Source organism: Ornithinimicrobium cryptoxanthini (assembly GCF_023923205.1).
GTDB lineage: Bacteria > Actinomycetota > Actinomycetes > Actinomycetales > Dermatophilaceae > Ornithinicoccus > Ornithinicoccus cryptoxanthini.
The window spans coordinates 3,383,297-3,407,968 of record NZ_CP099490.1 but is presented as its reverse complement, the minus strand read 5'-3'; the positions used below and the strand labels follow the sequence as shown (position 1 = coordinate 3,407,968).

The window sequence follows — 24,672 nt, the reverse complement described above, 5'->3', positions numbered from 1 at the left end:
GGGGGACCGCTTCAGGTCGCAGCGGTCACGCCGTCGCGATAGGCGAGGTAGTCCGTGTGGCGGCACTCGCCACAGGGCCGATGACCCGCCGCCAGCGCCACCGCGTCGTCGAGGAAGAACAGTGGGGTCCACCGGTTCGGCCTCGCCAGCTCCACGCGCCGGCCGCGGAACTCGAGCCGACAGGTGATCCACAGCAGGTTGTTCCCGTGGTGGCGCACGACCCGCCCGCGGTCATCGACCACGCAGCCACGGTTGCCGGTGAACATCCCGCGAGCCGGGTGTGCGACCAGGTCTCCCCACGGATCAACTCGGTTGCGGCGTGGCACCACGTCAGCATGGCACCTCCCCTGGACGGCCCTGGGCTGTCGCGGATCCCACCCGACTAGCGAAGTCGCTATGAAAATGCGGGTGGAATCAGCGAAGTCACTACAAAAATGCGGGTGGGATCAGCGAAGTCACTACAAAAATGCGGGTGGGACCAGCGAAGTCACTACAAAAATGCGGGGGGGACCAGCGAAGTCACTACAAAAATGTGGGGGTGAGGGATGATCGGGGCATGAGACGTGAACTGCACCTGGCCGGCGATCCCGAGGCGGATGCCGTGCTCGCCCAGAACCCGTTCGCGCTCCTGGTCGGCATGCTGCTGGACCAGCAGATCCCGATGGAGGTCGCGTTTGCCGGGCCCAAGAAGCTCGTCGACCGCCTCGGTGACTGCGACGCCGCGCAGATCGCCGCGATGGACCCCGACCAGTTCATCGCCGTCTGCGCGACGCCACCCGCCGTGCACCGCTTCCCCAAGTCGATGGGGCAGCGCATCCACGACCTGGCCACCACGATCGTGACCGACTATGGCGGGGACACCGGGTCGATCTGGGCCATCGGACACCCTGACGGCGCGACGGTGCTGAAACGGCTCAAGGCGCTACCCGGCTTCGGTGACCAGAAGGCCCGCATCTTCCTGGCCCTGCTCGGCAAGCAGCGCGGCCTGGCCGCCAAGGACTGGCGCGAGGCGGCGGGGGACTACGGCGACCCCGACGCCAGGATGTCGATCGCCGACGTGGTCGACGACCAGAGCCTGGCGCAGGTGCGGGCCTACAAGAAGGAGCAGAAGGCCGCGGCGAAGGCTGCCAAAGCCTCGTCATGACGCTGACCACCCGCCAGGACGTCGCGGCGTTGGCCGCCGCGCACCCGCAGTGGTTCGACGACGGCCGGGGCGTGCCGAGCGACCCGTCGCCCGAAGCGGCCCTGATCGGCAGAGGCGAGTCGTATGCCGCGTGGCTGGTCATCTCCCGCGCGCTCGCCGACGTCCGTGACCCGGCCGGACCGCGCAGGATCGTGGTCCGGGTGCCGCACCGGCTCGACGAGCTGCCCCGCCCGATGGCCGAGGAGTTCGCGGCGCTGGCGGCCGCGCCCGAGGGGCTGGGCCCACGCCCGATCCACCTCGATCCGGGCGACGGGACCCGGGGCACGGGATACCAGGTGCAGGAGTTCGTCCCCGGCCAGGTGCGCCCGGCGACCGGGTGGACCGACGAGCTGCTCGCGGCCCATGCTCGGCAGCTGGCGCGGCTGCACGAGCGGTCTTATGAGGGCCACGGCGCCCTCACCGCCGCGCAACTGGAGCCCAGGATCAGCATGGTCGAGCAGGGTGAGTCGGGGCTGGCGTGGTGGGGCGAGAACTACCCGGAGCTGACCGCCGCGGCAGATGTGGCGCGGCTCTGGCCGCGGGTGCGCCGGCTCTTCGAGGACACCGAGCCGGAGTTTGAGCGGCTCGCCCGGTTTGCGCTGACCCATGGCGACGCTGCGGTGCCCAACATCCTGGTCTCCGGCGGGGTGCCGCGCTATGTCGACTGGGAGTGGGCGATGATCGGCGACCCCGCGCGCGACCTCGCCTTCATCGGCGGTGACGTCTGGCTGGAGCCGTGGTATCTCGAGCTGGGCCGCGACCGTCTCGAGCGCTATCTGGGCGCCTATGTGGAAGCGGCCGGGGTCGGCGATCCGGCGTCGTTGGCGACCCGCGCGAGGGCGTGGCTGGTCCACGAGGTCTTCTTTGTCGCCCTGCACTTCCGGCGGCAGGTCCAGCGTGGGGCGGGCGCGGAGTATGCCGGTCGCGCCGACACCCTGCTGGCCCGCCTGGACGTGGCCCTGGACCGGTTCAGTCGGTGAGGTCCAGCACGACGGGGGCGTGGTCGGAGGCGCCCTTGCCCTTGCGCTCCTCGCGGTCGATGAAGGCACCGGTGACCCGGGCCGCGACGGCGGGGGAGCCCAGCGCGAAGTCGATGCGCATGCCCTGCCGCTTGGGGAAGCGCAGCCGGGTGTAGTCCCAGTAGGTGTAGACGCCGGGCCCAGGCGTGTGCTCCCGGGTCAGGTCGCTCAGCCCGGCATCCAGCACGGCCTGGAAGGCGGCGCGCTCCGGCGGTGAGACGTGGGTGTGGCCGATGAAGAACTCTGGCGACCAGACGTCCTCGTCCAGCGGTGCGACATTCCAGTCGCCCATCAGCACCGCCTGCTCGTGGGGGTCTGCGGCCAGGCGCTCCCGCACGCTCTCGCTGAGCCGGGCCAGCCAGTCGAGCTTGTAGAGCATGTGCGGGTCGTCCACCGAGCGCCCGTTGGGCACATAGAGCGAGACGATCCGCACCTCACGACACCGCGCGGAGATCACCCGGGCCTCGGCGTCGAGCGGGTCGCCCCAACCGGGCATCCCGTCGAAGCCGACCTGCACGTCTTCCAGGCCCACCCTGGAGACGACGGCGACGCCGTTCCACTGGTTCAGCCCGACGTGCGCGACGTCATAACCGGCCGCCTCAAACGGCAGGTGTGGGAACTGGTCGTCACGGCACTTGGTCTCCTGGATCGCCAGGACGTCGACATCGTGCCGCTCGAGGAAGGCGATCACCCGGTCGAGGCGGGCCCGGATGCTGTTGACGTTCCACGTTGCGATGCGCACGGGGCCACCCTAGGCGCCGGTCGTGGACCCGCGGCGGGCGCACGGTCGGAGCCTGCGGGTCAGGGCGCGGTGGTCCGTCGTCGCTGGGCCAGCTGGGTCGACACGCGGCGGGTGAGGCCACGCGGCACCACGCGCAGGGCGGCGGCCACCGCCTTGTAGGTCGCCGAGGGCACCGACACCGCGGCCCCGGCGTCGACCGCGCGCAGCGCCTCGAGGACGACCTGGTCGGTCTCCAGCCACAGTTGGTCGGGCAGGGCAGACATGTTCATCTTTGCCCGGTCGTGGAACTCGGTGCGCACGAAGCCCGGACACACCGCCGTGACCGTGACGCCGGTCCCGGCCAGCTCGACCGACAGCGCCTCGCTGAAGACGGTCACCCACGACTTGATGGCGGAGTAGGTCCCCATCACGGCGAAGGAGGCCATCGAGGAAACATTGAGTATGGCGCCGCGCCCGCGGGCGCGCATCGTCCCGGAGGCCGCGTGGCTGAGCACGAGGACGGCCCGCACCATGACGGCGAGGGCATGCTCCTCATCGGCGAGGTCGCCCTTGGAGAAGCTGCGCCTGAGTCCGAAACCCGCGTTGTTGACCAGGAGGTCCACGGGGCGCTCGAGGTCCCGCAACCGCTCGGCGACCCGTTCGGTCTGGTCCCGGTCGGCCAGGTCAGCTGTCAGGATCTCGGTCGTCACGGCATACTCCCGCTGCAGCTCGGTGGAGAGCTCCTCGAGCCGGGAGCGGTTCCTGGCCACCAGGACGAGGTCATGCCCGCGGCTGGCGAGCTCGGTGGCGAAGGCGCGGCCGAGCCCTGCTGAGGCGCCGGTGACGAGTGCAGTTCCCATGGTGGCCACTGTAGGCGTGCCCCCCGACAGGTCGGGTCGGTAGGCTGCGATCTCGTGACTGACGCACGCGAGAAGCTTCTGGACCTGATCCGCACCAAGGCCGTCGTGCACGGGCGGGTGACGTTGAGCTCGGGGCAGGAGGCGGACTACTACGTCGACCTGCGGCGCATCACGCTCGACGGGGAGGCCGCGCCCCTGGTGGGCCAGGTGATGAACGCGCTCGTCGCGGACCTGGAGTTCGACGCGGTCGGCGGGCTCACGATGGGGGCGGACCCGGTGGCGACCGCCATGGTGCACGCGCGGGCGGCCGCTGGTGGACGGCTGGACGCCTTCGTGGTGCGCAAGGCCGAGAAGGCACACGGGTTGCAGCAGCGGATCGAAGGACCGTCGATCGTGGGCCGTCGCGTGCTGGTCGTGGAGGACACCTCGACCACCGGCGGGTCACCGCTCGCTGCAGTCGAGGCCTGTCGGGAGGCCGGCGCCGAGGTGGTGGCGGTGGCCGTGATCGCGGACCGGGGCAGCAGGGCGGAGGAGAGGGTGCGCGAGGCGGGCCTGGACTATCGCGCGGCCTACTCCCTGGGCGACCTGGGTCTGGAGTAGCGGCGGGCCTTCGAGGCACGACGACCAGGCACCACGACGACAATATGCTCTGCCCCCGCTGAGGGGGCAGAGCATATTGTGCGGCGGGTGTGGTGGTCGGTCAGCGGCGCTTGCGGTCCCAGTGGGCGAAGCCTGCGGCCCTGGCGGCCTCCTCGGACTCGAACCAGACCTCGGCGCGGGTGCCCTCATAGGACGGGGACTCGGTGGTGTGGAAGAGCATCGAGCCGGCGTTGCCCTTGATCTCCCAGCCGGCCGGACCGGACCCGTCCTCGGCCGGAGCCGCGGACCCGGCGCCGAACGGAGCCTCGGCGGCACTGCCGGCTGCGGCGGCACCCGCACGGGCCTCGTCGTAGCCGTAGTCACCAGCGTCGCCTCCGCCGGTCGACGCGTCGGGCGCCGGTGCGTAGGTCGTGGTCTCTTCACGCTCATAGGTCGTGGTCTGGACCGGCTCGTCGGTGTCGAACTCTGCTGCGGTCTGGACCGGCTCACCCTCTGGCCAGTCGCTCGCGGCGTCCTCCGACTGGCTGTCCCCGGCGCCCTCGGACCGGCTGTCCCAGGCGTCCTCCGACCGGCTGTCCCCGGTGTCCCGGGCCGTGGCGCCAGCTGCTCCGGCTGCGGCCGCTCCGGCACCGATCGTCGCCGCGGTGCTGCCGGACACACCTGAGTCGTCGGTGCTGTCCTGGCGGGCGCTGTCGTCTGCCGCAGGAGCAGGCTCGGTCCACTGGTCACTGCCGCGCTCGACGTCGGGTGCCTCAGCGGCCGGGCCGGCAGTCCAGTCGCTGCTGTCGGCGGCAGTCGTGTCCGCGACGCCAGCGTCGTCATAGGTGGTGTCCTCATAGGTGGTGTCCTCGTAGGTCACCTCGGGCTGACCGTCGCTCGCCCCCTCCTGATAGCCCGCCTCGGTGGCGGTGCCCTCGGCGTAGCCGGAGTCAACTGCGCCAGTGCCACCGCTCGGGGTGTCCTCGTAGGTCACCTCCGGCTCGGTGAACGTCGTGTCCTGGGGGTAGCCCCCCTCGTCGGGCGCGGCGTCATAGGAGGTGTCGGCAGCGGCCTCGTCACCGGTGGCGGTGTCCCGGTAGGTCACCTCGGGCTCGGTGTAGGTCGGGTCCTGCTCGGTGTGGGCTGGGTCCTGCTCATAGCCGGTCGGCTGCGCAAACCCCGCAGAGTCGGTCGCGGACTGGTCGAACGGCGCGTCTGCGGGAGCCTGACCGCCTGCCGCGTAGGGCTGGTTGCCGGCGCCAGCGTCGTAGGCCCCTCCCGTGTCACCAGCGTCGTAGCCCTGGTGACCCGCTTGCGAGGGGGGCACTGCGTCTGCGTCGGTGTCCCGTCCCAGGGCGGGGTCATTTGATCCGGAAACCTCGGTGCCGCCCGGGCGACGTAGCAGCAGCCACACGGCCGCAGCGATCACCAGCAGCAGGAGCACCAGCCAAACCCATTTCCATTCCATGGTCACACCCTCCTCGTCGTTCTCGGCCTGCGACGACTGGTGCCGCCGCTCGGGCCGGGACACACGACCTTCGCCGCATGCGTCTTCCGACTCACCGTAGTGCGAATTGACCACTGTCACCACGCGATCGGCTCAGGTGCCCTCGCGGGGACGATCCGCGGGCGGGCGCTGCGCACCTGCCCCAGCCGTCACGGCAGAGGGCTTCTCAGGGTCAGGGGCGCAGCAGGCCGGAGGCGTCCAGGCGGTCCAGCGCCTCGTCGATCTCCTCCGTAGCGCCGGCAAAGCTGAGCCGCACCCACTGGTGGCCGCGGGCCGTGTCAAAGTCCAAGCCGGGGGTGAGCGCGACACCGGTGGCCGCCAGCACGTCCTGGCACCAGCGGATCGAGTTGTCGGTCAGGTGCGCGATGTCGCACCACGCATAGAACGCCCCGTCCGGTGGAGCGAACGAGCCAAGTCCCAGCGCTGGGAGGCGACGCAGCAGGAGATCCCGGTTCACGGCATACCGCTGGACGTGGCCCTCGAGCTCCACCCGGGCCTGCGCGGAGAACGCCGCCACCGCGGCATACTGCGTGATCGCCGGCGGGCAGATGGTGAGGTTCTGGGTCAGCACGTCGAGTGGGCGGCGCAGCTCCTGCGGCACCACCGCCCACCCGAGGCGCCACCCGGTCATCGAGAAGTACTTGCTGACCGACCCCACCACGACGCCCTGACGGCTGGTCTGCCAGGCGCTCGCGACCGGCCGCCCATAGGTCACACCGTGATAGATCTCGTCGCTGATCAGCAGGCACCCCACCTCCTCGCACCAGCGCGCGATCGCGGCCAGCTCCTCTGGGTCGATGACGGTGCCGGTCGGGTTGGCCGGGCTCGCCACGATCAGCCCGCGCGGCGGCTCCGGCAGGGCCTCAAGCATCGCGACGGTCGGCTGGTAGCGCGTCTCCGGGCCGCAGTCGAGCTCGAGCACCTGGCAGCCGAGCGCCTGGAGGGTGTTGCGGTAGGCGGGGTAGCCGGGGCGCGTCATCGCCACCGTGTCGCCGGGCTCGAACGCCGCCAGGAAGAGGGTGGTGAAGACCCCGGAGCTGCCGGTCATCACGATCACGTCGTCGGGGGTGACGTCGATGTCATACCAGTCGCGGTGGTGGGCGGCGATGGCCTCGCGCAGGGGGAGTATGCCGGTCGCCTGGGTGTAGCCGAGCAGCTCACCGTCGAGGGCACGCGCGGCGGCCTCGCGCACCGCCTGGGGCGCCGGCGTCGACGGCTGGCCCGCGCACAACGAGATCGCGTCACCGTGGGTGCGCTGGCGCTCGGCGGCGGCCGCGAGCACCTCCATGACATAGAACGGCTCGACGTTGCTCCGCGCAGACGGGGTCAGCATGGTTGGCAACCTACCCGGCGAGGTGCTGTGCCCACTCGCGCCAGGAGATCGCGTTTCTCATCGCGTCGTTCACGGTAGGGCAGCCCTCGACCCGGACGGTGCAAGCAAAAATGCGCCCATGCGACGTCCAGGCGCCTCAAGCATGGATGTAGTCCAGCGGACATCGCGCACGCCGTTGCAAGCGCCTGGCAACGCACCCGGGTGGCGAAGACCCAGATAGGTGGCTCTATGTCGGTATGGACGGATCCGCCAGACCACTGGAGATCGTCACGGTGACAGGGGATGATGGGAAGGAGGTCGTCATCCACGCCATGAAGCTGCGCAAGAGATACCACCCGAAAGGAGGGCACTGATGAGTTACGAGATTACCGACCACGTGCCCGGCCTGACGGAGGCGCAGGTCGCCGGCCTGGTCAAGGAAGCGGAAGTCGGCTATGACCTGTCGGCGTGCCCGGTTGTGGCCAATCCGCACTTTCAGCGTGTCCAGTTGGTGCCGGAAGATCTGCTGGAAGCCATCGACGAGCGAGCAGCCAAAGATGGGCAGTCTCCCGATGCCGTCGTTCGCGAAGCACTGTCGAACTACCTCGACACCGCCTGAGTCGTCTGCACCTGTGAAGCCCACGCAGTCCGGTCGGGGTGGGCACTTGCTGGCCCGGATGCCCGAGCTTCACACGATCGGCTGACCCGGCCCGTCGGCATACGGGTCAGATCACGCCATACAGACGGTCGCCGGCATCGCCGAGACCCGGGACGATGTAACCGTGCTCGTTGAGCCGCTCGTCGATCGAGCCGGTGACGAGGGTGACGGGCGCGGCGACCTGGGCCAGCTCCTGCTCCAGCCGCTCGATGCCCTCGGGTGCGCTGAGCAGGGTGATCGCCGTGATGTCGTGGGCGCCGCGCTCGGCGAGGAAGTGGACTGCCGCCGCGAGGGTGCCGCCGGTCGCGAGCATCGGGTCCAGGACGTAGCACTGCCGGTTGGACAGGTCGTCGGGCAACCGGTTGGTGTAGGTGTGCGCCTCGAGGGTCTCCTCGTTGCGGACCATGCCGAGGAAGCCGACCTCGGCCGTCGGCAGCATCCGCATCATGCCGTCGAGCATGCCCAGCCCCGCACGCAGGATCGGCACGACGAGTGGCTTGGGGGTCGCGAGGTGGATGCCGGTCGTCGGTCCCACGGGGGTCTCGATGTCGAAGGGTGTCACCCGCACCTCACGCGTCGCCTCGTACGCCAGCAGCGTCACCAGCTCGTCAGCCAGGCGGCGGAACGTCGGGGTGTCGGTCCGCTTGTCCCGCAGATAGGTGAGCTTGTGGTCGATCAGCGGATGGTCGGCTACGTGGACGCGCATACTGGGCAACCTACCCGGTGCGGCTGGACCGGCACGACCCCCGACCGCGTCAGCTGGCACACGCGCACGTGGCAGGCTGGACCCGACCTGAGGAGCGCGCGATGACCGGACCGATGGCCCGCTGGGGCCAGGGGGAGTATGCCGACTGGATGCGTCAGGCCCTCGACCTCGCCTCGGCCGCGCAGCTGGACGGCGATGTGCCGATCGGCGCGGTGGTGATCTCACCTGAGGGTCAGGTCGTCGGGCGCGGCTTCAACGTGCGGGAGGTGCTGCACGACCCGACGGGGCACGCGGAGGTCGTCGCGCTGCGGGAGGCCGGAGCGACCCTGCAGGCCTGGCGCCTGGAGGACTGCACGCTGGTGGTGACGCTGGAGCCGTGCGCGATGTGCGCTGGCGCGGCCGTGCTCGCGCGCGTGGCGCGGATCGTGTTCGGCGCGTGGGACCCGAAGGCGGGGGCGTGCGGGTCGGTGTGGGACCTGCCACGGGACCGGCGGTCACTGCACCGGCCCGAGGTCGTGGGCGGGGTGCTCGAGGCGGAGTGCGCCACGGCACTGGTCGACTTCTTCGCTCCCCAGCGGGATGTGGCGGAGCGGGATCAGGCGGAGCGGTAGTCCGAGATCGCGTAGCAGGCCTCGTCGTCGATGGCGTTGGGCATCGGGTCCAGGGAGATCCAGCTGGGCACGCCAGCGTCATCGACCGCCACCTCGACGACACCACCCTGCGCCAGGGCCTCGCGCGCCTCGTCGAGCATCGCGGTGATGGTCGGGGTCATGGCGGGGGTGACGCCCTCCCAGCTGTCGCCGAGCGGCTCGACGTGCGTGACCTCCCCGCCCTCGACGGTCACGGCGAAGCTGCCGATGAAGCCACGCTCTCCGCACGAGCTCTGCGCGGTGAACGAGTAGTCGGGCGGCGCGACCCAGTCCGGGATCGCTGAGGATGCGGGGCGAGTGGGCGAGGCCCAGCGGACCGACTCGACGCAGGCGGCCGTGTCGACCGCGTCACCGTCGAGGCAGGCCGCATCCACGAGGTCGCCGCTGCCCACGGGCTGGCCCAGGTGCACCTCCACGGGGACGGCGTCGTTGCCGGAGCAGTCGTAGGCGCCGTCCGGGAGCTTCTCCACATCGATGCGGATGACGATGCGCTCATCCTCGACGGACACGTGGGGCTCGAGCACCGCGCCGGTCTCGCCTCCCGAGCAGTCCAGTCGGGTCACGCCGACCTCCAACCACTGACTCGCCGGGCTGACTGCGCCGGGGTCGAGCAGCTCCCACGTCGCGGTGTCGCCGACCTGCGCCGGCAGGACTGCGGCGGTTGACCCGGCGCCAGAGTCCTCCACGGCACAACCGACGACCACGACGAGAGCGCTGAGAGCCGCCACGAGGCGCGGCCGAAGGTGTCCCATAAGGAATGGACGCTAGTGGAGCAGGACCGGTTCCTGGTGGACCCGCGATTTCGGTTGCCGGTTCGCCGTCGGGTAATCTGCCTGGCGGTGGCGTGTCCGAGCGGCCTAAGGAGCGCGCCTCGAAAGCGCGTGTGGGCGCAAGTCCACCGTGGGTTCAAATCCCACCGCCACCGCCATGGTCCTGAGGCGCGACATCGTTGACACGGTGTCGCGGCTCAGGACTTTTTTTTGCGGGTTCGCCACTCTTTTTGCGGGTTCGCCGGGGTCGGGCAGGTCCGGGCTCAGGGTTGGTCCACGGTGTCGACGAGCTTGCCGCTCTTGGAGAGCTCGGGGTCGGTGCAGGACGACAGATCGAAGCAGCACGGGCGACGGCTGCCGTTGCGCAGCTTGTCGACGCTGACCTCGATCCGGCGCTCGCGGGTCTGTGGGTTCCTGGTCGCGCTGACCCACCGCACCCACTCCCAGCGAGCCATCGGCGTGATGCTGTCCCACGGCTCGGCGAGGTCGGACGCGTCCGTGAGCGCCGCCTCGAAGTCCTCCGGGAGGTCCGGCTCGGGCCACGCCCTGGTCGGCTCAAGCTCGACGTCCACCGTGTCACCGTCGGACAGGGACAGCGCTGTCTGCAGCTGCTCGTCCACTGCCAGCCAGTGCCCCTTGCGCCCGTCCGGTTCGACCACCGTCGCCCAGGCCCGGCCGTTCACCTGAGCCTCGACCGCAACCTGCCCGCGGGACGGCAGCGCACTGCTCACGTCTTCTGGCACCCGGACGATGAGCCGGTCACCGATCTGCTGGACCTGTCCGTCAAAAGCCGTCGTCATCCCTCCAGGTTAGTCACGCTGCTGCTGCCGCTGTGCGGCCACGGTGTCGAGGCCGTGGCGCGTGCGCGGGTGGCAGACTGCGGCCATGAACTCCTCGCGGTGGAGCACCAGCAGATCCAGGGGGGTCGTGGCTCGCACGGTGGCGTTGCGCACGGTGTCGCGCAGCAGTGCGATCCCGCCAAAGAAGTCGCCCGCTCCCAGCTGGGCATCGAGCCGGCCGTTCTTGAGGATGTCGACCGCACCCACCTTGATGACATAGAAGCAGTCGCCCTGCTCCCCCTGCCGGACGACGTCGTCCTCCGGGTCCACGGACTGGTGGTCGGCTCGCGCCGCGAGGTTCTCCACTGTCGCGACGGGCAAGGTGGCAAACGGACCCACCGCCCGCAACAGCTCGAAGTCGGCATTGGAGGCGGTCGGACCCGCGGCGAGGAGCTTGCGGTGCGCGACGATGAGCACCGCCGTCACAGGCAGCAGCAGACCAGCACCGATGAGGGCACCGCGTTGTCCGAGAGCGAGCACGAGGCCGGAGGCCACAGCCGACCCCACGGCCATCGCCGAGATCGTGAGGGTCTCCTGGAGCCCATACACACGAGCCATGACATCTGCAGGGATGAGCCGCTGGGTCAGGGTCAGCAGGGTCACCTCCAGGAGTCCGAGACCGACGCCGAAGCACGCCAACAGCCACAGCGCAAGCCCGTCCTCAGGCCAGACAGCGACGGTGATGAGCGGAAGTCCCCCCAGGAGCAGACCACCGGCCACCACCGCAGCGACTCGTTTGCGCGCGATCAGGACGGCCGCAATGACACCGCCGACAATGCCGCCAGCGCCCCAGGCTGCGCTGAGCCAACCGGCGCCCTGCTCGCCCATGTCGAGCAGGTCGATCGCGGTGATGACGATCAACACATCGACCATCCCCTGGACGAAGATGTCAGCCATCAGGACACCGGTGAGCAGACGGAGCTCGGCGCTGCCCCAGACCACCCGCACCCCGGCGACTGCCTCGTCCCACGGCGAGGTGGGCTCGAACGGTGCCGGAGCACGGTCAGGGGGCAGGCCAACCAGGACGACGATGGCCAGCGACAGCGGGACGAGGCAGGCAGCAAAGCCTGCCGCGACGCCGGACAGCATCACCAGGGCACCCACCAGCAGCGACCCCGCCAGGAAGGCCGCATTGTCGAGCATGCTCCACAAGGTGTTCGCGGCCGCGAGCTCGGCCGGGTTGCGGGCATGCACGGTCAACAGCGCTGCTTGGGTCGGCTTCTGGAGCGAATGGGCCACGCCATAGGCGGCGGCGGCCACCAGGACAAGCCCCAGGGCGCTCTCGGCCGCCACGAGAGCCCAGAGCCCGGCCGCCAGGACCAGGCGGGCCACGAGACTGGCCAACAACACCGCGCGCCGGGAGTGGCGGTCGGCAGACATGGCCAGCCGCGGGGCGAGGAGCGCAGCGGGCACCATCCGAGCCAGGGCGGCCAGGCCCACGGCGGCGGCTCCGCCCACGTCATAGGCATAGAGCGCGACCAGGATGCTCAGCGCCCACCGCACGAGCGTTGCCGCGGCCCAGACCGTCTCGAGGCGGGCGAGATTCCGGTTCCGGATGGCGGTGCCGAGGAAACTCATGGTGCAGCCTGCACCCCAGGCAGCCTATCGCCAGACCCAGACGCCAGACCCAGACGCCAGACGCGCCAGACCCAGACCAGACTCCCGCGCGAGAGTGCTTCAGGTGGCTCCCGCGCGGGAGAGTGCCTCAGGTGGCTCGCTGCTGGCTACTTGACGGGCTTGAAGTGGTGCGCGTGGATCCAGTTGGCAGTCTGCTTGCCGATCAGTCCTCCCTGGACGTCTGCGGTGCGGAAGTGGATGCCACCCCAGACCCGGGCGTCGACGACCTCCTCGAGGGCGTCTGAGAATCTCGTGAAGTGCCGGGGTTGGCCAGGGAACCGGCCCGAGTGCACGTCGAACTCCATCTTGTCCCGCCCGAAGAAGTGCTTCGCCGTGTGCAGGACGGCACCGCTGACGCACCCGTGACCCGATGGGTGGTCGGGGAACGGCGGTGTGGTCAGCGGTGGGGTCGTGGGTGCCGCCGGGTCGAAGAGCGGTTTCCAGTCGGGGTCTGCAGTCGTCTTTCGGTTGCCGTCGGTGTCGGCCTCGCGGATGGCCGCCATCGGGCGCCAGAAGTTCCAGTAGTACTTGTCGTCCCAGCAGGCGGTCAGACCGTCGGAGGCGGCCAGGTTCACCGCAGCAAAGAGTCTCGACCCGTCAACCACGTCCAGCTGCTCCGCCTGCGAGAGGTCTCGGAACATCCTGTTCCACAGCGCCGTCGGAGGGAACTGCCAGAAGATCGCGGCTTGCGTCTGGTCCGCGGTGCGGGTCGTGCTCGTCAGCGATCCGATCTCCTTCACCTCGTTGAAGTCCTTCGCGTAGATCCCGCTGGACAGACGGTTGGGCCCCCTGGAACGGAACTGCGACGTGCTCTCGATGAGGAAGGGTTCGAGCCCGCCGACCCACGCATCAGGGTCGAGCGCAGTCGGGGTCACCGGCCTCCAGTCGCCAGGCTCGGTGCCGAACGTGAAGGTGAACGGGTCGAGGAACCCGTCGTTGGCGCGCGCTGCGAGCATGGCAGCCGCGGCGGCCTCCCCCGCGGCGACGCCTTCGGCCTTTGGCTCCCCGTCGGGGACCGTCAGCAGCGTCTGGGCGTAGGCGGCGTTAAGCACGGGGACCTGAGACGCGGAAACCTGGTCGATGAGCACATGGTGCGCCGCGGTGGCGATGGCGGCGTCGTAGGAAGCCGCTGGGTTGATGTCGAGGGCGTCGACGTCGAGGAGGTACGGCTGGTGACCGCGATCGATTGCGTTCACCGCGTCATACACGGCACCCTGCACCATCGCGATCCCGCGGCCCTGACCATGCGCCGTGGGCCGGAGCGCGATCGTCTGGCCCTGGGCGATGGCGTTCCACTCCAGGAGCACGTCGATGTCGTTCACGGCCCCAGCCGTGGCGACCAGGTTCGGACCATTCGACGCGGAAGCCCCGGATACGGCAAACAGTGCGGGGGCCATGAGGAGGACGGCGCCTGCCGCGATTCCTCGCCGGAGTCGAGCCTCAGAGGGAGCGGACCGTCGTGATGGGGGGCCGCTTTTTGTCGCTTCCAGCGGACGCCGTGGACCGATCCCGGCCTCAGCTCGGTGTGTCCCCTGTCGCATGATCGTCTCCCTCGAGAGCACCTCGCTCGGACTGAGTGCCCGGGCCCGTGGGGTGGCTCTTCCACGATGCTCTTCCCTGGGCGTTCAGCGGAATACGCGTTACGGCGTATGCCGGGACCATCGGGCATCGCCCAGGAGTACCGTGGAACGGCGGCGACCTCTGGCAGCAGGGCAAGGAGCGGTCTCATGCCTGATGTGCTCACACCCAGGAACGATGTCGACCTGCTGCGCGCCATCGGGGAGCTGGCCCACCAGGAGGCCGATCAAGCCGGTCCCGAGCTGACCCTCCTCCTGTTGGTGGAGCGCCTCCTGGTCTGCGAGTCGGCCCTGACGCTTGCGGACGAGGACGTGCGCTCGGGGCGACCGCAGGCGGACGTGGCCGGGGCGACCACCGTGCTGCTCATCCGCAGCGAAGTGGACGGGGTGTTCCGTGGGGAGGTGGAACTCCGGCGGGAGCCGGCGCGCCCCTTTGGTGATCGCGAACGGGTGCTGGTTGATCTGTTGCGACCGCACGTGACGAGCTGGCTGACGCGGCTGGGTGCGCCCCCGGGGACGTTGTGGTCTTCGGCCATCACGGAGCGGCAGTTGGAGATCCTCGGGCTCGTCCGCTGTGGGATGTCGAACAAGGAGATCGCGCGTGCCCTGGGTCTGTCCCCGGCCACCGTTCGTAAACACCTGCAGAACGCCTTCGAGCGGCTCGGGACGGCGAGTCGCACCGCGGCGGTCTCTGCAGCCTTCAGTCGCAACGCCGAGACCGAGGGGTGGCATGTCTGACAAATCACTGACGTCGCGCGACCATGCGGTCCTACGCGACATCCTTGAGCTCGCACGGAGCGACCACCCAGAGACGCCGCAGGAGCGGACCTTCCAGACCCTTGCGCACCTCGAGGCACTCCTCGGCTGCGTCGCATGTCTGCAGGAGATGGATTCCCTCCACCGGACTCGGACCTACGGCCAGGCCACCATCGAAGGAGAGCGCTGGATCGAGACGCCCAAGGATTCAGCCCCCGCGGTCGAGGACCCCTGGGCGGAGGAGTTCTGGCGGCAGTGGTGGGGCGGCATGTGCAGCCTTCCCGAGCGGATCGGTGGGCCGGTCGTCGTCGTGGAGAGTTTTGTGTATAGCCAGCGCGAGCTGCGCGCGAACCCGCTGCGCGAGTGGAAAGCATGGACCGATGAGATCCTCGTGGGCTATCCCACGGTCCCGGGTCGGAGCGCGCGGTTCCTGCTGCGCAGGGAGGAACCTTCTGTGTTCGGCTTTCGGGAGCTCACGCTGATGGAGATGCTCATGCCCCACCTTGCAGGCCTCGCGGTCGCAACAGTGACACCTTCACAACCCCTGAGCGGCCTCACCAGGCGTGAGACAGACATCCTGCGGCACGTCGCACGAGGGCTGACTAACAGGCAGGTCGGGCGCGCTCTAGGCATCAGCGAAGGCACCGTGCGCAAGCACCTGGAGCACACCTACCCAAAGCTTGGTGTGCTCAGTCGGACCGGTGCCGTGGCCGCCGTGTCCCAGGACTCGAGCACCGACTGAACCGAGATACGACAAGACCCCCGACCCTGTGTGGGCCGGGGGTCTCGTCGTGCTGCTCGAGGCAGCCAGCGATGACGTCTACCTGGTGAGGTGACTGGTCAGCGGGCGTCGCTGAACACGTCGATCGGCGAGTCCGCGACGGCGCGGGAGGTGTCGATCTCGTCGGGGACCCGCTCCTCGGCAGCCTCCGCGGCCGGGCCGGCGTTGGAGAACTCCTTCTGGTGCTCCGCCACCGACAGCGGGCTGGGCGTGCCATAGGTGAAGTAGGTCTCCCAGGGCAGCTTGGCGCCACCGACGGCCAGGCCGGTGTCGATGTCGCTCATCAGCCAGGTCTTGGTCTCCAGGTCCGGCTGCAGGTGCAGGTAGCCCGGCTCGCCGAAGAGCTCGATGCGGTTGCCCCCGGGCTCGAAGACATAGAGGAACTGGCCCTGGGTGATGCCGTGGGTGTCCGGTCCGGCCTCGATCACGATGTCGTGGTCGCGGAACATCTCGGCGGCGTCGATGTTGTGCTGCGCGTTGCCATAGAAGAAGGCGACGTGGTGCATCTTGCCGTGGCCACCGGTCATGTCACGCATGGTGGCGACCTCGTGGCCGAGGATGTTGGAGCTCATCCACGCACCGATCTCGATCTCGCCGTCGACCACGCGCTCGGTGGTGCGGAAGCCCAGGTGACGCTCGAAGGACTGCTTGACCGCGGTGACGTCGGAGGACATCAGGTTGAGGTGGTCGATGCGCTTGACCGGGATCCCCTGCAGCGGCTTCTTGGAGGCGCGGGTCAGGATCTTGCTCTGCAGCTCCGGCGGGGCCTTGTAGTGCTCGGCCTCCCAGACGATGTCCAGGGTGTGGCCGTCAGGGGACTTGTAGCGGTAGTTCTTGCCGAAGCCGAACTCGTCCTCGTGCCAGGCGCCCTCGGTGCTGGTGTCGTTGCTCAGGGACTGCACGCGACGCTCCAGCGCGTCGGCCGAGCTGGTCCGCAGGGCCGCGTGGCCCATGCCGGCGTTCGCGGACTCGGTGATCTTGAGGCTCCACTGGTAGGGGTCCTCGTAGCCACGCAGGAAGACCGACTGGCCCTCCCGGTGGGAGACATACATGCCCAGGAACTTGGTGAAGAAGTCGAGGGTCTCCTGCGGCTTCGGGCTGAGCAGCTCCACCCGTGCTAGGTGGGAGATCTCGTGGGGAGGGCTCATATCGGTGGTCATCATTGACTCCTCGAGTGACGGGGAAACCGGGGTGGTCCGGAGTGGGTCCAGACTGCCCCGTCCCCCGAGGCGGCGGAGATGGTATTCGGCATAGCCGAACAGAGGTGGCTCCACGGCGATCGATATTCCGCTAGGCGGGAACGCCGCCCCCGTGCCCCGCCCATCTCCGTATGGTCAGCATCATCGCGACGTGGCGAGGTTGGCCTTCTCGACCCCGCCCGAACCACGCGGACGCACCCCCCGAGAGGACCGCTTCATGAATGAGCCACGCCAACGCCTGACCGCAGCAATCGTCGGGCCGGGCAACATCGGCACCGACCTCATGTACAAGCTGCTGCGCTCCGAGCACGTCGAGCCGCGCTACATGATCGGCGTCGACGAGAAGAGCGAAGGCCTGGCCCGCGCCAGGGCCGAGGGACTGGAGACCTCCCACCTCGGCGCCGACTGGCTCCTGGGTCTCGACGAGCTGCCCGACCTGGTCTTCGAGGCGACCTCCGCCAAGGTGCACGCCGCCGTCGCCCCCCGCTACGAGGCCGCCGGCATGACCGCCATCGACCTCACCCCGGCGTCCATCGGCCCGTATGTCGTGCCAGCCGTCAACCTGGACGAGCACCTCGGCAAGCCGAACCTCAACATGGTCAGCTGTGCCGGCCAGGCGACCATCCCCATCCTGTGGGCGATCGACCAGGCCGCCGACGCGTCATACGGAGAGATCGTCGCCGCGATCTCCTCCAAGTCCGCCGGACCGGGCACGCGCCAGAACCTGTCTGAGTTCAGCGAGAAGACCAGTCGCGCCCTGGCCCAGGTGGCCGGCGCGGACTCGGCCAAGGCGATCTCCATCATCAACCCGGCCGAGCCGCCGATGAACATGCGCGACACGATCTATGCCAAGGTCCGCAACCCCGACACGAGCGCCATCGAGACCGCGGTGCAGGACATCGTGGCCAAGGTCCAGGCCTATGTGCCGGGCTACTCGCTGCGGATGATCGACGTCGACGGTGACCTGGTCACCGTCATGGTCGAGGTCGTCGGCGCCGGTGACTACCTGCCGACGTATGCCGGCAACCTCGACATCATCACGGCTGCGGCCGCCCAGGTGGCGGACGTGCTGGCCGTGCAGCGCAGCGCGAAGGAGCTGGTGAAGTGACTGACATCAAGACCGCCACCGACAACAACGACAGCGAGCGTCGCGTCACGATCGTCGACACGACGCTGCGCGACGGCATGAGCAGCGTCTCGCACCAGTTCACCGCGCAGAACGTCGCGGACATCGCGGCTGGTCTGGACAAGGGTGGGGTGCGCACGATCGAGGTCGCGCACGGCATCGGTCTGGGCGCCTCGTCGCTGCAGTACGGTTTTGCCGCCGAGACCGACCCCGACTATGTCCGGGCCGCCGTCGAGGCCGTGACCGAGGCCGACATCGCCGTGCTCTATGTGCCGGGCATCGCGACCATCGCCAACCTGCAGGGGGCCATGGACGCCGGCGCCAAGACGGTGCGGGTCGCGGTCCACTGCACCGAGGCCGACTGCGCCGAGCAGCCCGTGAAGTGGGCCAAGGACCAGGGCATGAACGTTATGTGCTTCCTGATGATGAGCCACAAGCTGGACCCGGAGCCGCTGGCCGAGCAGGCCGCACTGCTCGACTCCTACGGAGCCGATGTGGTGTATGTCGTGGACTCGGCAGGTGCCATGGTGCCCCGCATGGCAGGGGAGCGGGTTGCTGCGGTCCGGTCGGCGATCTCGGCCGACATCGGCTTCCACGCGCACAACAACCTCGGCGTCGGGATCGCCAACGCCCTGACGGCTGCCGAGCAGGGTGCGCGCTACATCGACGGCTCCCTGCGCGGGCTCGGTGCGAGCGCCGGCAATGCGCAGACCGAGGTCCTGGCCGCCGCGTTCGAGCGGGCCGGCTGGGACACCGGGGTCGACCTGTTTCCGCTGATCGACACCGCCGAGAACATCGTCGCGCCCCTGATGAAGGAGCCGCAGATCGTGGACGAGACCGCCCTGGTCCTCGGCTACGCCGGCGTCTACTCGACCTTCTTCCACCCCACCAAGCGGGCCGCCCAGAAGTATGGCGTGTCCACCCGGGACATCCTCATGGAGCTGGGGCGCCGCGGCGTCATCGGTGGCCAGGAGGACATGATCATCGACGTCGCGACCGAGCTGGCAGGCCGCACCTACGAGACCCCTGGAGCCAAGCGATGACTCAGACACTGAACCCCCAGACGCACGCGAGCACCGAGCCGGTGCAGGTCCAGAACCTCATCGGCGGGCAGTGGCTCGACGCCTCGGACGGGGAGACCTTCGAGACGCGTGACCCGCACGACGGCAGCCTGCTGGGTGTCGTGCCGCGGGGGTCCGCGCAGGACGGCCAGGCCGCGGTCGACGCCGCTCGCGCGGCCTTCGACGACGGTCCGTGGGCGTGGATGTCGCCCAAGGAGCGGGGCAAGATCCTGCACGCCGTCGCCGATGCGGTCGACGACCACCGCGAGGAGCTCGCGATGCTCGAGACCCGCGACGGTGGCAAGACGATCACGCAGTCGCTGCACGCCGAGATCCCTCGCGTCGCGCACAACCTGCGGTTCTTCGCCGACTATGTCGCGATGGCCGGCAACGAGGCCTACCCCGACGGTGACCTGTTCTCCTACACCCTCTATCCGCCGGCCGGTGTGGTCTCGGCGATCAGCCCGTGGAACGCGCCGTTGATGCTGGCGACCTGGAAGATCGCCCCGGCCCTGGCCTTCGGCAACACCGTGGTGCTCAAGCCTGCTCCGCAGACCCCGCTCACGGCCCACCGCTTCGCCCAGCTCGCGCTCGAGGCCGGCATGCCCGAGGGCGTGCTCAACGTCGTGCACGGGTTCGGCGGCGACGAGGTGGCTGGTCCCCTCACCGGCTCGCGCAAGGTCGACCGCATCACCTTCACCGGCTCCAGCGCCACCGGCGTCAAGATCCTGCAGGCGGCGGCGGTCAACCACATCCCCGTGTCGGCCGAGATGGGCGGCAAGAGCGCCCAGATCGTCTTTGCCGACGCCGACCTGGACATCGCGGTGCCCAAGGCGATCCGCGGCATCTTCGGCGGCAACGGGCAGGTCTGCCTGTCCGGCACCCGCCTGCTCGTCCAGAACAGCATCCGTGAGGAGTTCCTGGCGCGGTTCGTCGAGGAGACGCAGAAGCTGACTATCGGTGACCCGAAGGACCCGGCCACCTTCCTCGGCCCGCTCATCGAGCAGGACCACCTGGACAAGGTGCACGGCTACGTTGAGCTGGCCCGTGAGGAGGGTGGCGAGATCGTCACCGGCGGGCAGCGACTCAGCGGTGAGGGACTCGACGACGGCTTCTACTACCCGCCGACCGTGATCACCGGCCTGACCAACCAGGACCGGGTGGCCCGCGAGGAGATCTTCGGCCCGGTCGAGACCGTCCTCGGCTTCGACACCGAGGAGGAGGCCATGGCCATCACCAACGACTCGGACTACGGGCTGGCCGGGATGCTGTTCACCAGCAACCTGGACCGGGCGCACCGGATGGCCTCGCGCTGGAAGGCCGGCACCGTCTGGATCAACACCTTCTTCGAGCGTGACCTGCGCCTGCCGTTCGGCGGCGAAGGCAGCAGCGGGCTCGGCCGTGAGGGCGGGCAGTACTCCCGCGACTTCTTCACCGAGCCCCGCGCCGTCACCATCCGGCTCAACCCGGGTTCCTGACCCACCCCCTGTCACCCCCATCTGAGACAGTGACCCCGACCACGGGGACCGAAAGGACGGCATGAGCCACGACATACAAGGTGCTGCCGATCGCCTGCTGGAGGCCTACCGCACCGGCCAGCCGATCGACCCGCTGACGCCGGAGTTCGCCGACGCGCCGCTCGAGGCGGCCTACCGCATCCAGCAGGCCCAGGTCGACGCCTGGGTGGCTGGGGGTGACGTCGTGCGGGGCCACAAGGTCGGTCTGTCGTCAAAGGCCATGCAGCGTATGGCGGGCGTCAACCAGCCGGACTTCGGTCACCTGACGCAGAGCATGTTCCACCTCGAGCACGCCCCGATCCCGCACGGGACCTACATCCAGCCGCGGGTCGAGCCGGAGATCGCGTTCGTCCTGGGCAAGCCGTTGGAGGGTCCGGGCGTCACGGTCGCCGACGCGGTGCGCGCCGTGGACTTCGTGCTGCCCGCGCTGGAGATCATCGACTCGCGGGTCAAGGACTGGAAGATCGGGATCTTCGACACGATCTCGGACAACGCGTCCTCCGGTGGTGTCGTGCTGGGCAGCCACCCGGTCGGCGTGACCGACGTGGACCTGAGGATGTTCGGCTGCAACCTGCACATCAACGGCGAGCTCGTCGCCACCGGCGCCGGCGGTGCCGTGCTCGGGTCGCCGATCAACTCGCTGGTCTGGCTGGCCAACACGATCGGCCCGCTCGGGGTGCGGCTCGAGGCAGGACACGTCGTCCTGCCCGGGTCGTTCACCAAGGCCTTCCCGCTCGCGCCGGGAGACAGCGTCGCCTCGACCCTCGGCGGGTTGGGCAGCGTCACGGCCGTGATGGGCGCGGCCGAACCCGAGTCCGACGCAGCAGAGGAAGGGACGCCATGAGCGACACGAACCAGACGAACCCGAACCAGACCGGCCCGAACCAGACCGGCGGGGGCCAGAGCAACCAGGAGTGGAGTGCCGAGCGGGTCGCGCGGCAGCTGCTCGACGCCGAGGCCTCCGTCACGGCGCAGACCTCGATCGTCGCCGAGTGGGACGGGCTGGACCTGGACACCGCCTATGAGGCGCAGGACATCGCGCTGCGCATCCGCCAGGAGCGCGGCGAGGTGATCACCGGCGTCAAGCTCGGGGTGACCTCCAGGGCCAAGCAGCGCCAGGTCGGCGTGGACACGCCCTCGACCTCGTGGCTGACCGATGCCATGATCCTGCCGCCGGGCGAGCCGGTCCCGCGGGACAAGATGATCCACCCCCGCGTCGAGCCCGAGATCGCTTTCGTGATGGGGGAGCGGCTGGAGGGGCCCGGTGTCTCGGCAGCCACCGCGCTCGCGGCGGTCAAGCACGTGCTCGGTGCCATCGAGGTGATCGACAGCCGCTTCGCGGGCTACAAGTTCACGATGACCGATGTCGTCGCGGACAACGCGTCGAGCGGCTACTACGTCACCGGTCCGGTCTCGGTGTCCCCCGAGGGTCTCGACCTCGGTCTCGAGGCGTGCCTGCTCGAGATCGACGGCGAGATCGTCGACTCCGCGACCGGCGCGGCCGTCTATGGACATCCCGCGGAGGCCCTCGCGTTCGCGGCCAACACCCTGGCCGAACGGGGGCTGGCCATCGAGCCGGGCTGGGTCGTGATCACCGGTGGCATGACCGATGCCGTGCCGGTGCAACCGGGGATGCGCATCGCGGCGCACTTCACCAACCTCGGATCCATCACCGTCTCAGGAGGCTGACATGCCGATCATCAACGTGACCCTGACCAGGGGACGCACCCCGGAGCAGCTGCGCTCCCTCGTCCACGAGCTGACGCTCGGGGCTCACCGTGCCGTGGACGCGCCGATCGAGAGCGTGCGGGTCATCCTCCACGAGGTGGAGCCGACCCACTTCGCGGCCGGGGACGTGACGATCGAGGAGCGCCGCAAGGCAGCACAGTGACCACGCCGGACCAGGGTGCCACGACAGCGACGGGCGTGGCCGGGACCCACGGGGACAACGCCGCCACGCCGACCCCGCGCCGCGACGAGAGCGGTCTCTGCGTCGTGGTGGGGGCCACCGGTGCCCTCGGTGAGGCTGTCGTGCGACGTCTTGCTCCGGGCCGGCCGGTGCTGGCCGTCGCGCGGAGTCAGGAGGCGCTGGAGCGCCTGCAGGGGCAGGTGCCGGGGATCGCCGTGTGCGCGGCTGACGCCGGCGCCGACTCGTTCGTCGAGACGGTGCGGGCTGCGGTGGACCGGCCGGTGCGACTGGCGCTGTTTGCCGCCGGGCTGTCGGTGGCCGGCTCGATCGACGCGATCGACCCCAGCGGCCTCGCCCGCGCGGTCGACCTCAAGGTCGGCGGCACGATCAGGCTCCTGCACGCGGTGCGCGACCAGCTGGCCGACCCGGCCACACTCGTGGCCGTGGGTGGGTCGCTCGGCTTCGAGCCCGGACCGATGGACGCGGCCCCCGGGGCGGCCAACGCCGCCCTGGCCAACGTGATGCGCCAGGCCAGCCAGCTCTACGGCCCCCGCGGGCTGGTGACGCACACGATCGCCCCCGGGCCGTTGGACACCCCACGGCTGCGGGCCTTCGCCGAGCGCCGCGCGGCCGAGGCCGGCCGGGAGCCGGACGAGGTCTATGCCGACTACGTCGCCAAGACGTCCCTCGGGCGGCTGCCCACTGTCGAGGACGTGGCCTGGCTCGTCGAGATACTCCTTGACCCGCACGCCGCAGCCCTGCACGGCAGCGTGCTCTATCCCGACGGTGGCGTCCGCCACGCGGTCGGCTGACGGAGGCCCCCATGCCGATCGCCCACTTCCACCTCGTCGACGGCGTCTGGAGCGACGAGCAGATCGCCAACCTCCTGGAGCGCGCCAGCCAGACCTACTCGACCGTTCTGGAGTCCCCGATCGAGCGGGTCCGCACGTTCGTGGTGCGCTACCGCCCCTCCGACGTGGCCACCGCGGGAGTCCGGGTGCCCGACGGCGGTGCGCCCGCGCCATACTTCACCGCCCTGGTGCTGCGCGGCCGACCGGAGCACCAGCGGCACGAGCTGCTGTCCGCCCTGACGGACGTCGTGGTGGAGGAGCTCGGGTGTGAGCGCTCGCTCGTGCGCGGGCAGATCATCCAGATCGACCCCGAGGACTGGGGCATCGGCGGCCGACCCGCCTCGCAGGCGCGGTCTGCCGAGATCGCGGCGCGCGCCGACAACGAGCCGTCAGGTCCAACCAGCTGACGGGACTGCAGCTCGGCGTCCCGCCGGCCCACCCCACCCTGCGGTGGGTGCCACCTAGCTCCGGGGCTGGATAGGGCGGAGCTCTCGCACGTCGGGGGTGCCGGACACCGCGTCGGCCGGTTGGTCGAGAGCGTGCGTGATGCGCCGTTGGATCTCCGTCGCCGCGCCGCGGGCAGCCTGGATCAGATCGGCCTGCCGGACTGCGAACCGGTTGACCGGCACGCTGATGCTGAGCGCGGCGACGACCGCCCCCATCTCGTCCCGGACCGGGACGGCGACGCAGTGGATCTCCTCGAGCTGTTCTCCCCGGTCGAACGCGACCCCTGACTTCTTGACCTCGTCCAACTCCGCCAGCAGCGAGGGCAGATCGGTGATGGTCGTGCTGGTGTAGCGCTGCAGCTCGCGGTTTGCGTAGTGCTCCACCACTCGGGACCGGTCAATGTTGGCCATCAGGACCTTGCCGACCGCTGTGCAGTGGGGCTCCAGGCGCGAACCGATCCGGGCTCCCTGGACCACGATGTTGTGCGTGCCGCGCACCTTGTCGACATAGAGCACGGTCTTGCGGTCCATGACCGCCAGGTGGGTCGTCTCGCCGTGCTCGCGGACCAGGTCCTCCAGCACCTGCGCGGACAGGGTCCGCAGGTCAGTGCGGCTGCGCAGCACCTCGCCCAGCTCAAGGACCCGCCAGCCGATGCTGTAACGGCCGCGCCCGCGGGTCTGCAGGAGGCCGATCTCGACCAGGCTGATGAGCAGCGCGTGCGCGCTGGAGCGCGGCATCGACAGGGCCTCGGCCACCTCGCTGACGCCCCACGTGTGACGCTCCAGGGTGAACAGGTCCAGGAGCGGACCCAACTTCAGGACGGTGCTCAGTCCCGCCATGCCTGCCTCCTCGCCGAGCCTGACCGCAACTCTAGACGCAGCGGCTGGGCGTGCGTCCGGTCTGGGAGGTGCTCGTGCGCGATAGCGCGACAACGGGGGGCCGTCCCAAGGTGTGTCCAGGGCGTCAGGCCCGTAAGGTCGGGGCCGAACTGCGGCAGGACACTGTCGCTTCGACGAGAAGAAAAGTG

General features: G+C 69.7%; 27 protein-coding genes and 1 tRNA gene. 16 read left to right on the top strand and 12 right to left on the bottom strand.

The window, feature by feature from the left end; all coding sequences use genetic code 11:
* Positions 1-11: 11 nt before the first annotated feature.
* Positions 12-326: a hypothetical protein gene (locus NF557_RS15715; protein ID WP_252620656.1), complete on the bottom strand. Its 315-nt coding sequence runs from the start codon at positions 324-326 to the stop codon at positions 12-14.
* Between the two features lie 230 nt (positions 327-556).
* On the opposite strand from NF557_RS15715, the gene NF557_RS15710 reads away from it, so the two are divergent.
* Positions 557-1,144, top strand: coding sequence for an HhH-GPD-type base excision DNA repair protein (locus NF557_RS15710; protein ID WP_252620654.1), 588 nt, complete (start codon positions 557-559; stop codon positions 1,142-1,144).
* Positions 1,141-2,163, top strand: coding sequence for a phosphotransferase family protein (locus tag NF557_RS15705; protein ID WP_252620652.1), 1,023 nt, complete (start codon positions 1,141-1,143; stop codon positions 2,161-2,163). The genes NF557_RS15710 and NF557_RS15705 overlap by 4 nt, the downstream gene beginning before the upstream one ends.
* Here NF557_RS15705 and NF557_RS15700 read toward each other — a convergent pair.
* Positions 2,153-2,944 carry an exodeoxyribonuclease III gene (locus tag NF557_RS15700; protein WP_252620650.1) on the bottom strand — a complete coding sequence of 264 codons (792 nt, stop codon included), beginning with the start codon at positions 2,942-2,944 and terminating at the stop codon, positions 2,153-2,155. The two genes, NF557_RS15705 and NF557_RS15700, sit on opposite strands and share 11 nt — an antisense overlap.
* Before the next feature lie 59 nt (positions 2,945-3,003).
* Positions 3,004-3,783, bottom strand: coding sequence for an SDR family NAD(P)-dependent oxidoreductase (locus tag NF557_RS15695; RefSeq protein ID WP_252620648.1), 780 nt, complete (start codon positions 3,781-3,783; stop codon positions 3,004-3,006).
* A 54-nt stretch (positions 3,784-3,837) separates the two neighbouring features.
* Between NF557_RS15695 and pyrE the strand changes: the two genes are divergently transcribed.
* The gene (pyrE, locus tag NF557_RS15690; RefSeq protein WP_252620646.1) at positions 3,838-4,383 is read left to right on the top strand and encodes an orotate phosphoribosyltransferase; all 546 of its coding nucleotides are present in this window, start codon (positions 3,838-3,840) and stop codon (positions 4,381-4,383) included.
* A gap of 100 nt (positions 4,384-4,483) precedes the next feature.
* Here the strand turns inward: pyrE and NF557_RS15685 are convergent, their stop codons facing one another.
* Positions 4,484-5,830 carry a sunset domain-containing protein gene (locus NF557_RS15685; RefSeq protein ID WP_252620644.1) on the bottom strand — a complete coding sequence of 449 codons (1,347 nt, stop codon included), beginning with the start codon at positions 5,828-5,830 and terminating at the stop codon, positions 4,484-4,486.
* A gap of 211 nt (positions 5,831-6,041) precedes the next feature.
* Positions 6,042-7,202 (bottom strand): pyridoxal phosphate-dependent aminotransferase, encoded by a 1,161-nt coding sequence (locus NF557_RS15680; RefSeq protein ID WP_252620643.1) that lies wholly within the window; start codon positions 7,200-7,202, stop codon positions 6,042-6,044.
* 352 nt (positions 7,203-7,554) lie between these two features.
* Between NF557_RS15680 and NF557_RS15675 the strand changes: the two genes are divergently transcribed.
* A complete protein-coding gene (locus NF557_RS15675; protein ID WP_252620641.1) occupies positions 7,555-7,800 on the top strand; it encodes a ribbon-helix-helix domain-containing protein in 246 nt (81 codons plus the stop codon).
* Between the two features lie 106 nt (positions 7,801-7,906).
* On the opposite strand, the gene upp is transcribed toward NF557_RS15675, so the two are convergent.
* A complete protein-coding gene (upp, locus tag NF557_RS15670; protein WP_252620639.1) occupies positions 7,907-8,545 on the bottom strand; it encodes a uracil phosphoribosyltransferase in 639 nt (212 codons plus the stop codon).
* A gap of 101 nt (positions 8,546-8,646) precedes the next feature.
* On the opposite strand from upp, the gene tadA reads away from it, so the two are divergent.
* Positions 8,647-9,156, top strand: a complete 510-nt coding sequence (tadA, locus tag NF557_RS15665; RefSeq protein ID WP_252620638.1) for a tRNA adenosine(34) deaminase TadA — start codon at positions 8,647-8,649, stop codon at positions 9,154-9,156.
* Here tadA and NF557_RS15660 read toward each other — a convergent pair.
* Positions 9,141-9,947: a DUF6174 domain-containing protein gene (locus tag NF557_RS15660; protein WP_252620636.1), complete on the bottom strand. Its 807-nt coding sequence runs from the start codon at positions 9,945-9,947 to the stop codon at positions 9,141-9,143. The two genes, tadA and NF557_RS15660, sit on opposite strands and share 16 nt — an antisense overlap.
* Positions 9,948-10,033: 86 nt before the next feature.
* Here NF557_RS15660 and NF557_RS15655 point away from each other — a divergent pair.
* Positions 10,034-10,123, top strand: a tRNA-Ser gene (locus tag NF557_RS15655).
* Between the two features lie 105 nt (positions 10,124-10,228).
* Here the strand turns inward: NF557_RS15655 and NF557_RS15650 are convergent.
* The 3 genes from NF557_RS15650 to NF557_RS15640 all read right to left on the bottom strand — a co-directional run bounded on the left by NF557_RS15650 (position 10,229) and on the right by NF557_RS15640 (position 13,743).
* Positions 10,229-10,765, bottom strand: coding sequence for a YdeI/OmpD-associated family protein (locus NF557_RS15650; RefSeq protein WP_252620634.1), 537 nt, complete (start codon positions 10,763-10,765; stop codon positions 10,229-10,231).
* Between the two features lie 9 nt (positions 10,766-10,774).
* Complete coding sequence (locus NF557_RS15645) at positions 10,775-12,382, bottom strand: cyclic nucleotide-binding domain-containing protein (RefSeq protein ID WP_252620633.1); 1,608 nt, start codon at positions 12,380-12,382, stop codon at positions 10,775-10,777.
* Positions 12,383-12,528: 146 nt separating this feature from the next.
* Complete coding sequence (locus tag NF557_RS15640; protein WP_252620631.1) at positions 12,529-13,743, bottom strand: vanadium-dependent haloperoxidase; 1,215 nt, start codon at positions 13,741-13,743, stop codon at positions 12,529-12,531.
* Between the two features lie 405 nt (positions 13,744-14,148).
* On the opposite strand from NF557_RS15640, the gene NF557_RS15635 reads away from it, so the two are divergent.
* Both NF557_RS15635 and NF557_RS15630 read left to right on the top strand, forming a co-directional pair.
* Entirely contained in the window at positions 14,149-14,736 is a 588-nt protein-coding gene (locus NF557_RS15635; protein WP_252620629.1) for a helix-turn-helix transcriptional regulator, read from the top strand.
* On the top strand, positions 14,729-15,496 hold the full coding sequence (locus NF557_RS15630; RefSeq protein WP_252620623.1) for a response regulator transcription factor: 768 nt from the start codon (positions 14,729-14,731) through the stop codon (positions 15,494-15,496). Before NF557_RS15635 ends, NF557_RS15630 begins: the two co-directional genes overlap by 8 nt.
* A 98-nt stretch (positions 15,497-15,594) precedes the next feature.
* On the opposite strand, the gene NF557_RS15625 is transcribed toward NF557_RS15630, so the two are convergent.
* Positions 15,595-16,683: a VOC family protein gene (locus NF557_RS15625; protein ID WP_252620621.1), complete on the bottom strand. Its 1,089-nt coding sequence runs from the start codon at positions 16,681-16,683 to the stop codon at positions 15,595-15,597.
* Between the two features lie 268 nt (positions 16,684-16,951).
* Here NF557_RS15625 and NF557_RS15620 point away from each other — a divergent pair, with 268 nt between their 5' ends.
* The 8 genes from NF557_RS15620 (at position 16,952) to NF557_RS15585 (ending at position 23,605) form a co-directional block, all read left to right on the top strand.
* On the top strand, positions 16,952-17,842 hold the full coding sequence (locus NF557_RS15620; protein WP_252620619.1) for an acetaldehyde dehydrogenase (acetylating): 891 nt from the start codon (positions 16,952-16,954) through the stop codon (positions 17,840-17,842).
* Positions 17,839-18,903, top strand: coding sequence for a 4-hydroxy-2-oxovalerate aldolase (gene dmpG, locus NF557_RS15615; protein WP_252620617.1), 1,065 nt, complete (start codon positions 17,839-17,841; stop codon positions 18,901-18,903). The genes NF557_RS15620 and dmpG overlap by 4 nt, the downstream gene beginning before the upstream one ends.
* Positions 18,900-20,399, top strand: a complete 1,500-nt coding sequence (locus tag NF557_RS15610) for an aldehyde dehydrogenase (protein WP_252620615.1) — start codon at positions 18,900-18,902, stop codon at positions 20,397-20,399. Before dmpG ends, NF557_RS15610 begins: the two co-directional genes overlap by 4 nt.
* 61 nt (positions 20,400-20,460) lie before the next feature.
* Positions 20,461-21,282: a 2-keto-4-pentenoate hydratase gene (locus tag NF557_RS15605; RefSeq protein ID WP_252620613.1), complete on the top strand. Its 822-nt coding sequence runs from the start codon at positions 20,461-20,463 to the stop codon at positions 21,280-21,282.
* Entirely contained in the window at positions 21,279-22,127 is an 849-nt protein-coding gene (locus tag NF557_RS15600; protein ID WP_252620611.1) for a 2-keto-4-pentenoate hydratase, read from the top strand. Before NF557_RS15605 ends, NF557_RS15600 begins: the two co-directional genes overlap by 4 nt.
* Position 22,128: 1 nt before the next feature.
* Complete coding sequence (locus tag NF557_RS15595) at positions 22,129-22,329, top strand: tautomerase family protein (protein WP_252620606.1); 201 nt, start codon at positions 22,129-22,131, stop codon at positions 22,327-22,329.
* The gene (locus NF557_RS15590; protein ID WP_252620604.1) at positions 22,326-23,159 is read left to right on the top strand and encodes an SDR family oxidoreductase; all 834 of its coding nucleotides are present in this window, start codon (positions 22,326-22,328) and stop codon (positions 23,157-23,159) included. The genes NF557_RS15595 and NF557_RS15590 overlap by 4 nt, the downstream gene beginning before the upstream one ends.
* Positions 23,160-23,170: 11 nt before the next feature.
* The gene (locus NF557_RS15585; protein ID WP_252620603.1) at positions 23,171-23,605 is read left to right on the top strand and encodes a tautomerase family protein; all 435 of its coding nucleotides are present in this window, start codon (positions 23,171-23,173) and stop codon (positions 23,603-23,605) included.
* Between the two features lie 54 nt (positions 23,606-23,659).
* Here NF557_RS15585 and NF557_RS15580 read toward each other — a convergent pair whose 3' ends face one another.
* A complete protein-coding gene (locus NF557_RS15580; protein ID WP_252620602.1) occupies positions 23,660-24,484 on the bottom strand; it encodes an IclR family transcriptional regulator in 825 nt (274 codons plus the stop codon).
* Positions 24,485-24,672 lie beyond the last annotated feature (188 nt).

What these genes read in the sequence shown, in the direction of transcription:
- tadA (WP_252620638.1), top strand. Translation starts at nt 8,647, where the DNA reads ATGACCGGACCGATGGCCCGCTGGGGCCAGGGGGAGTATGCCGACTGG.
- NF557_RS15605 (WP_252620613.1), top strand. Translation starts at nt 20,461, where the DNA reads ATGAGCCACGACATACAAGGTGCTGCCGATCGCCTGCTGGAGGCCTAC.
- NF557_RS15710 (WP_252620654.1), top strand. Translation starts at nt 557, where the DNA reads ATGAGACGTGAACTGCACCTGGCCGGCGATCCCGAGGCGGATGCCGTG.
- NF557_RS15695 (WP_252620648.1), bottom strand. Translation starts at nt 3,783, where the DNA reads ATGGGAACTGCACTCGTCACCGGCGCCTCAGCAGGGCTCGGCCGCGCC.
- NF557_RS15705 (WP_252620652.1), top strand. Translation starts at nt 1,141, where the DNA reads ATGACGCTGACCACCCGCCAGGACGTCGCGGCGTTGGCCGCCGCGCAC.
- NF557_RS15635 (WP_252620629.1), top strand. Translation starts at nt 14,149, where the DNA reads ATGCCTGATGTGCTCACACCCAGGAACGATGTCGACCTGCTGCGCGCC.
- NF557_RS15645 (WP_252620633.1), bottom strand. Translation starts at nt 12,382, where the DNA reads ATGAGTTTCCTCGGCACCGCCATCCGGAACCGGAATCTCGCCCGCCTC.
- NF557_RS15680 (WP_252620643.1), bottom strand. Translation starts at nt 7,202, where the DNA reads ATGCTGACCCCGTCTGCGCGGAGCAACGTCGAGCCGTTCTATGTCATG.
- NF557_RS15600 (WP_252620611.1), top strand. Translation starts at nt 21,279, where the DNA reads ATGAGCGACACGAACCAGACGAACCCGAACCAGACCGGCCCGAACCAG.
- NF557_RS15595 (WP_252620606.1), top strand. Translation starts at nt 22,129, where the DNA reads ATGCCGATCATCAACGTGACCCTGACCAGGGGACGCACCCCGGAGCAG.
- NF557_RS15585 (WP_252620603.1), top strand. Translation starts at nt 23,171, where the DNA reads ATGCCGATCGCCCACTTCCACCTCGTCGACGGCGTCTGGAGCGACGAG.
- NF557_RS15630 (WP_252620623.1), top strand. Translation starts at nt 14,729, where the DNA reads ATGTCTGACAAATCACTGACGTCGCGCGACCATGCGGTCCTACGCGAC.
- NF557_RS15580 (WP_252620602.1), bottom strand. Translation starts at nt 24,484, where the DNA reads ATGGCGGGACTGAGCACCGTCCTGAAGTTGGGTCCGCTCCTGGACCTG.
- NF557_RS15620 (WP_252620619.1), top strand. Translation starts at nt 16,952, where the DNA reads ATGAATGAGCCACGCCAACGCCTGACCGCAGCAATCGTCGGGCCGGGC.
- NF557_RS15685 (WP_252620644.1), bottom strand. Translation starts at nt 5,830, where the DNA reads ATGGAATGGAAATGGGTTTGGCTGGTGCTCCTGCTGCTGGTGATCGCT.
- NF557_RS15675 (WP_252620641.1), top strand. Translation starts at nt 7,555, where the DNA reads ATGAGTTACGAGATTACCGACCACGTGCCCGGCCTGACGGAGGCGCAG.
- NF557_RS15660 (WP_252620636.1), bottom strand. Translation starts at nt 9,947, where the DNA reads ATGGGACACCTTCGGCCGCGCCTCGTGGCGGCTCTCAGCGCTCTCGTC.
- NF557_RS15610 (WP_252620615.1), top strand. Translation starts at nt 18,900, where the DNA reads ATGACTCAGACACTGAACCCCCAGACGCACGCGAGCACCGAGCCGGTG.
- NF557_RS15625 (WP_252620621.1), bottom strand. Translation starts at nt 16,683, where the DNA reads ATGAGCCCTCCCCACGAGATCTCCCACCTAGCACGGGTGGAGCTGCTC.
- NF557_RS15650 (WP_252620634.1), bottom strand. Translation starts at nt 10,765, where the DNA reads ATGACGACGGCTTTTGACGGACAGGTCCAGCAGATCGGTGACCGGCTC.
- upp (WP_252620639.1), bottom strand. Translation starts at nt 8,545, where the DNA reads ATGCGCGTCCACGTAGCCGACCATCCGCTGATCGACCACAAGCTCACC.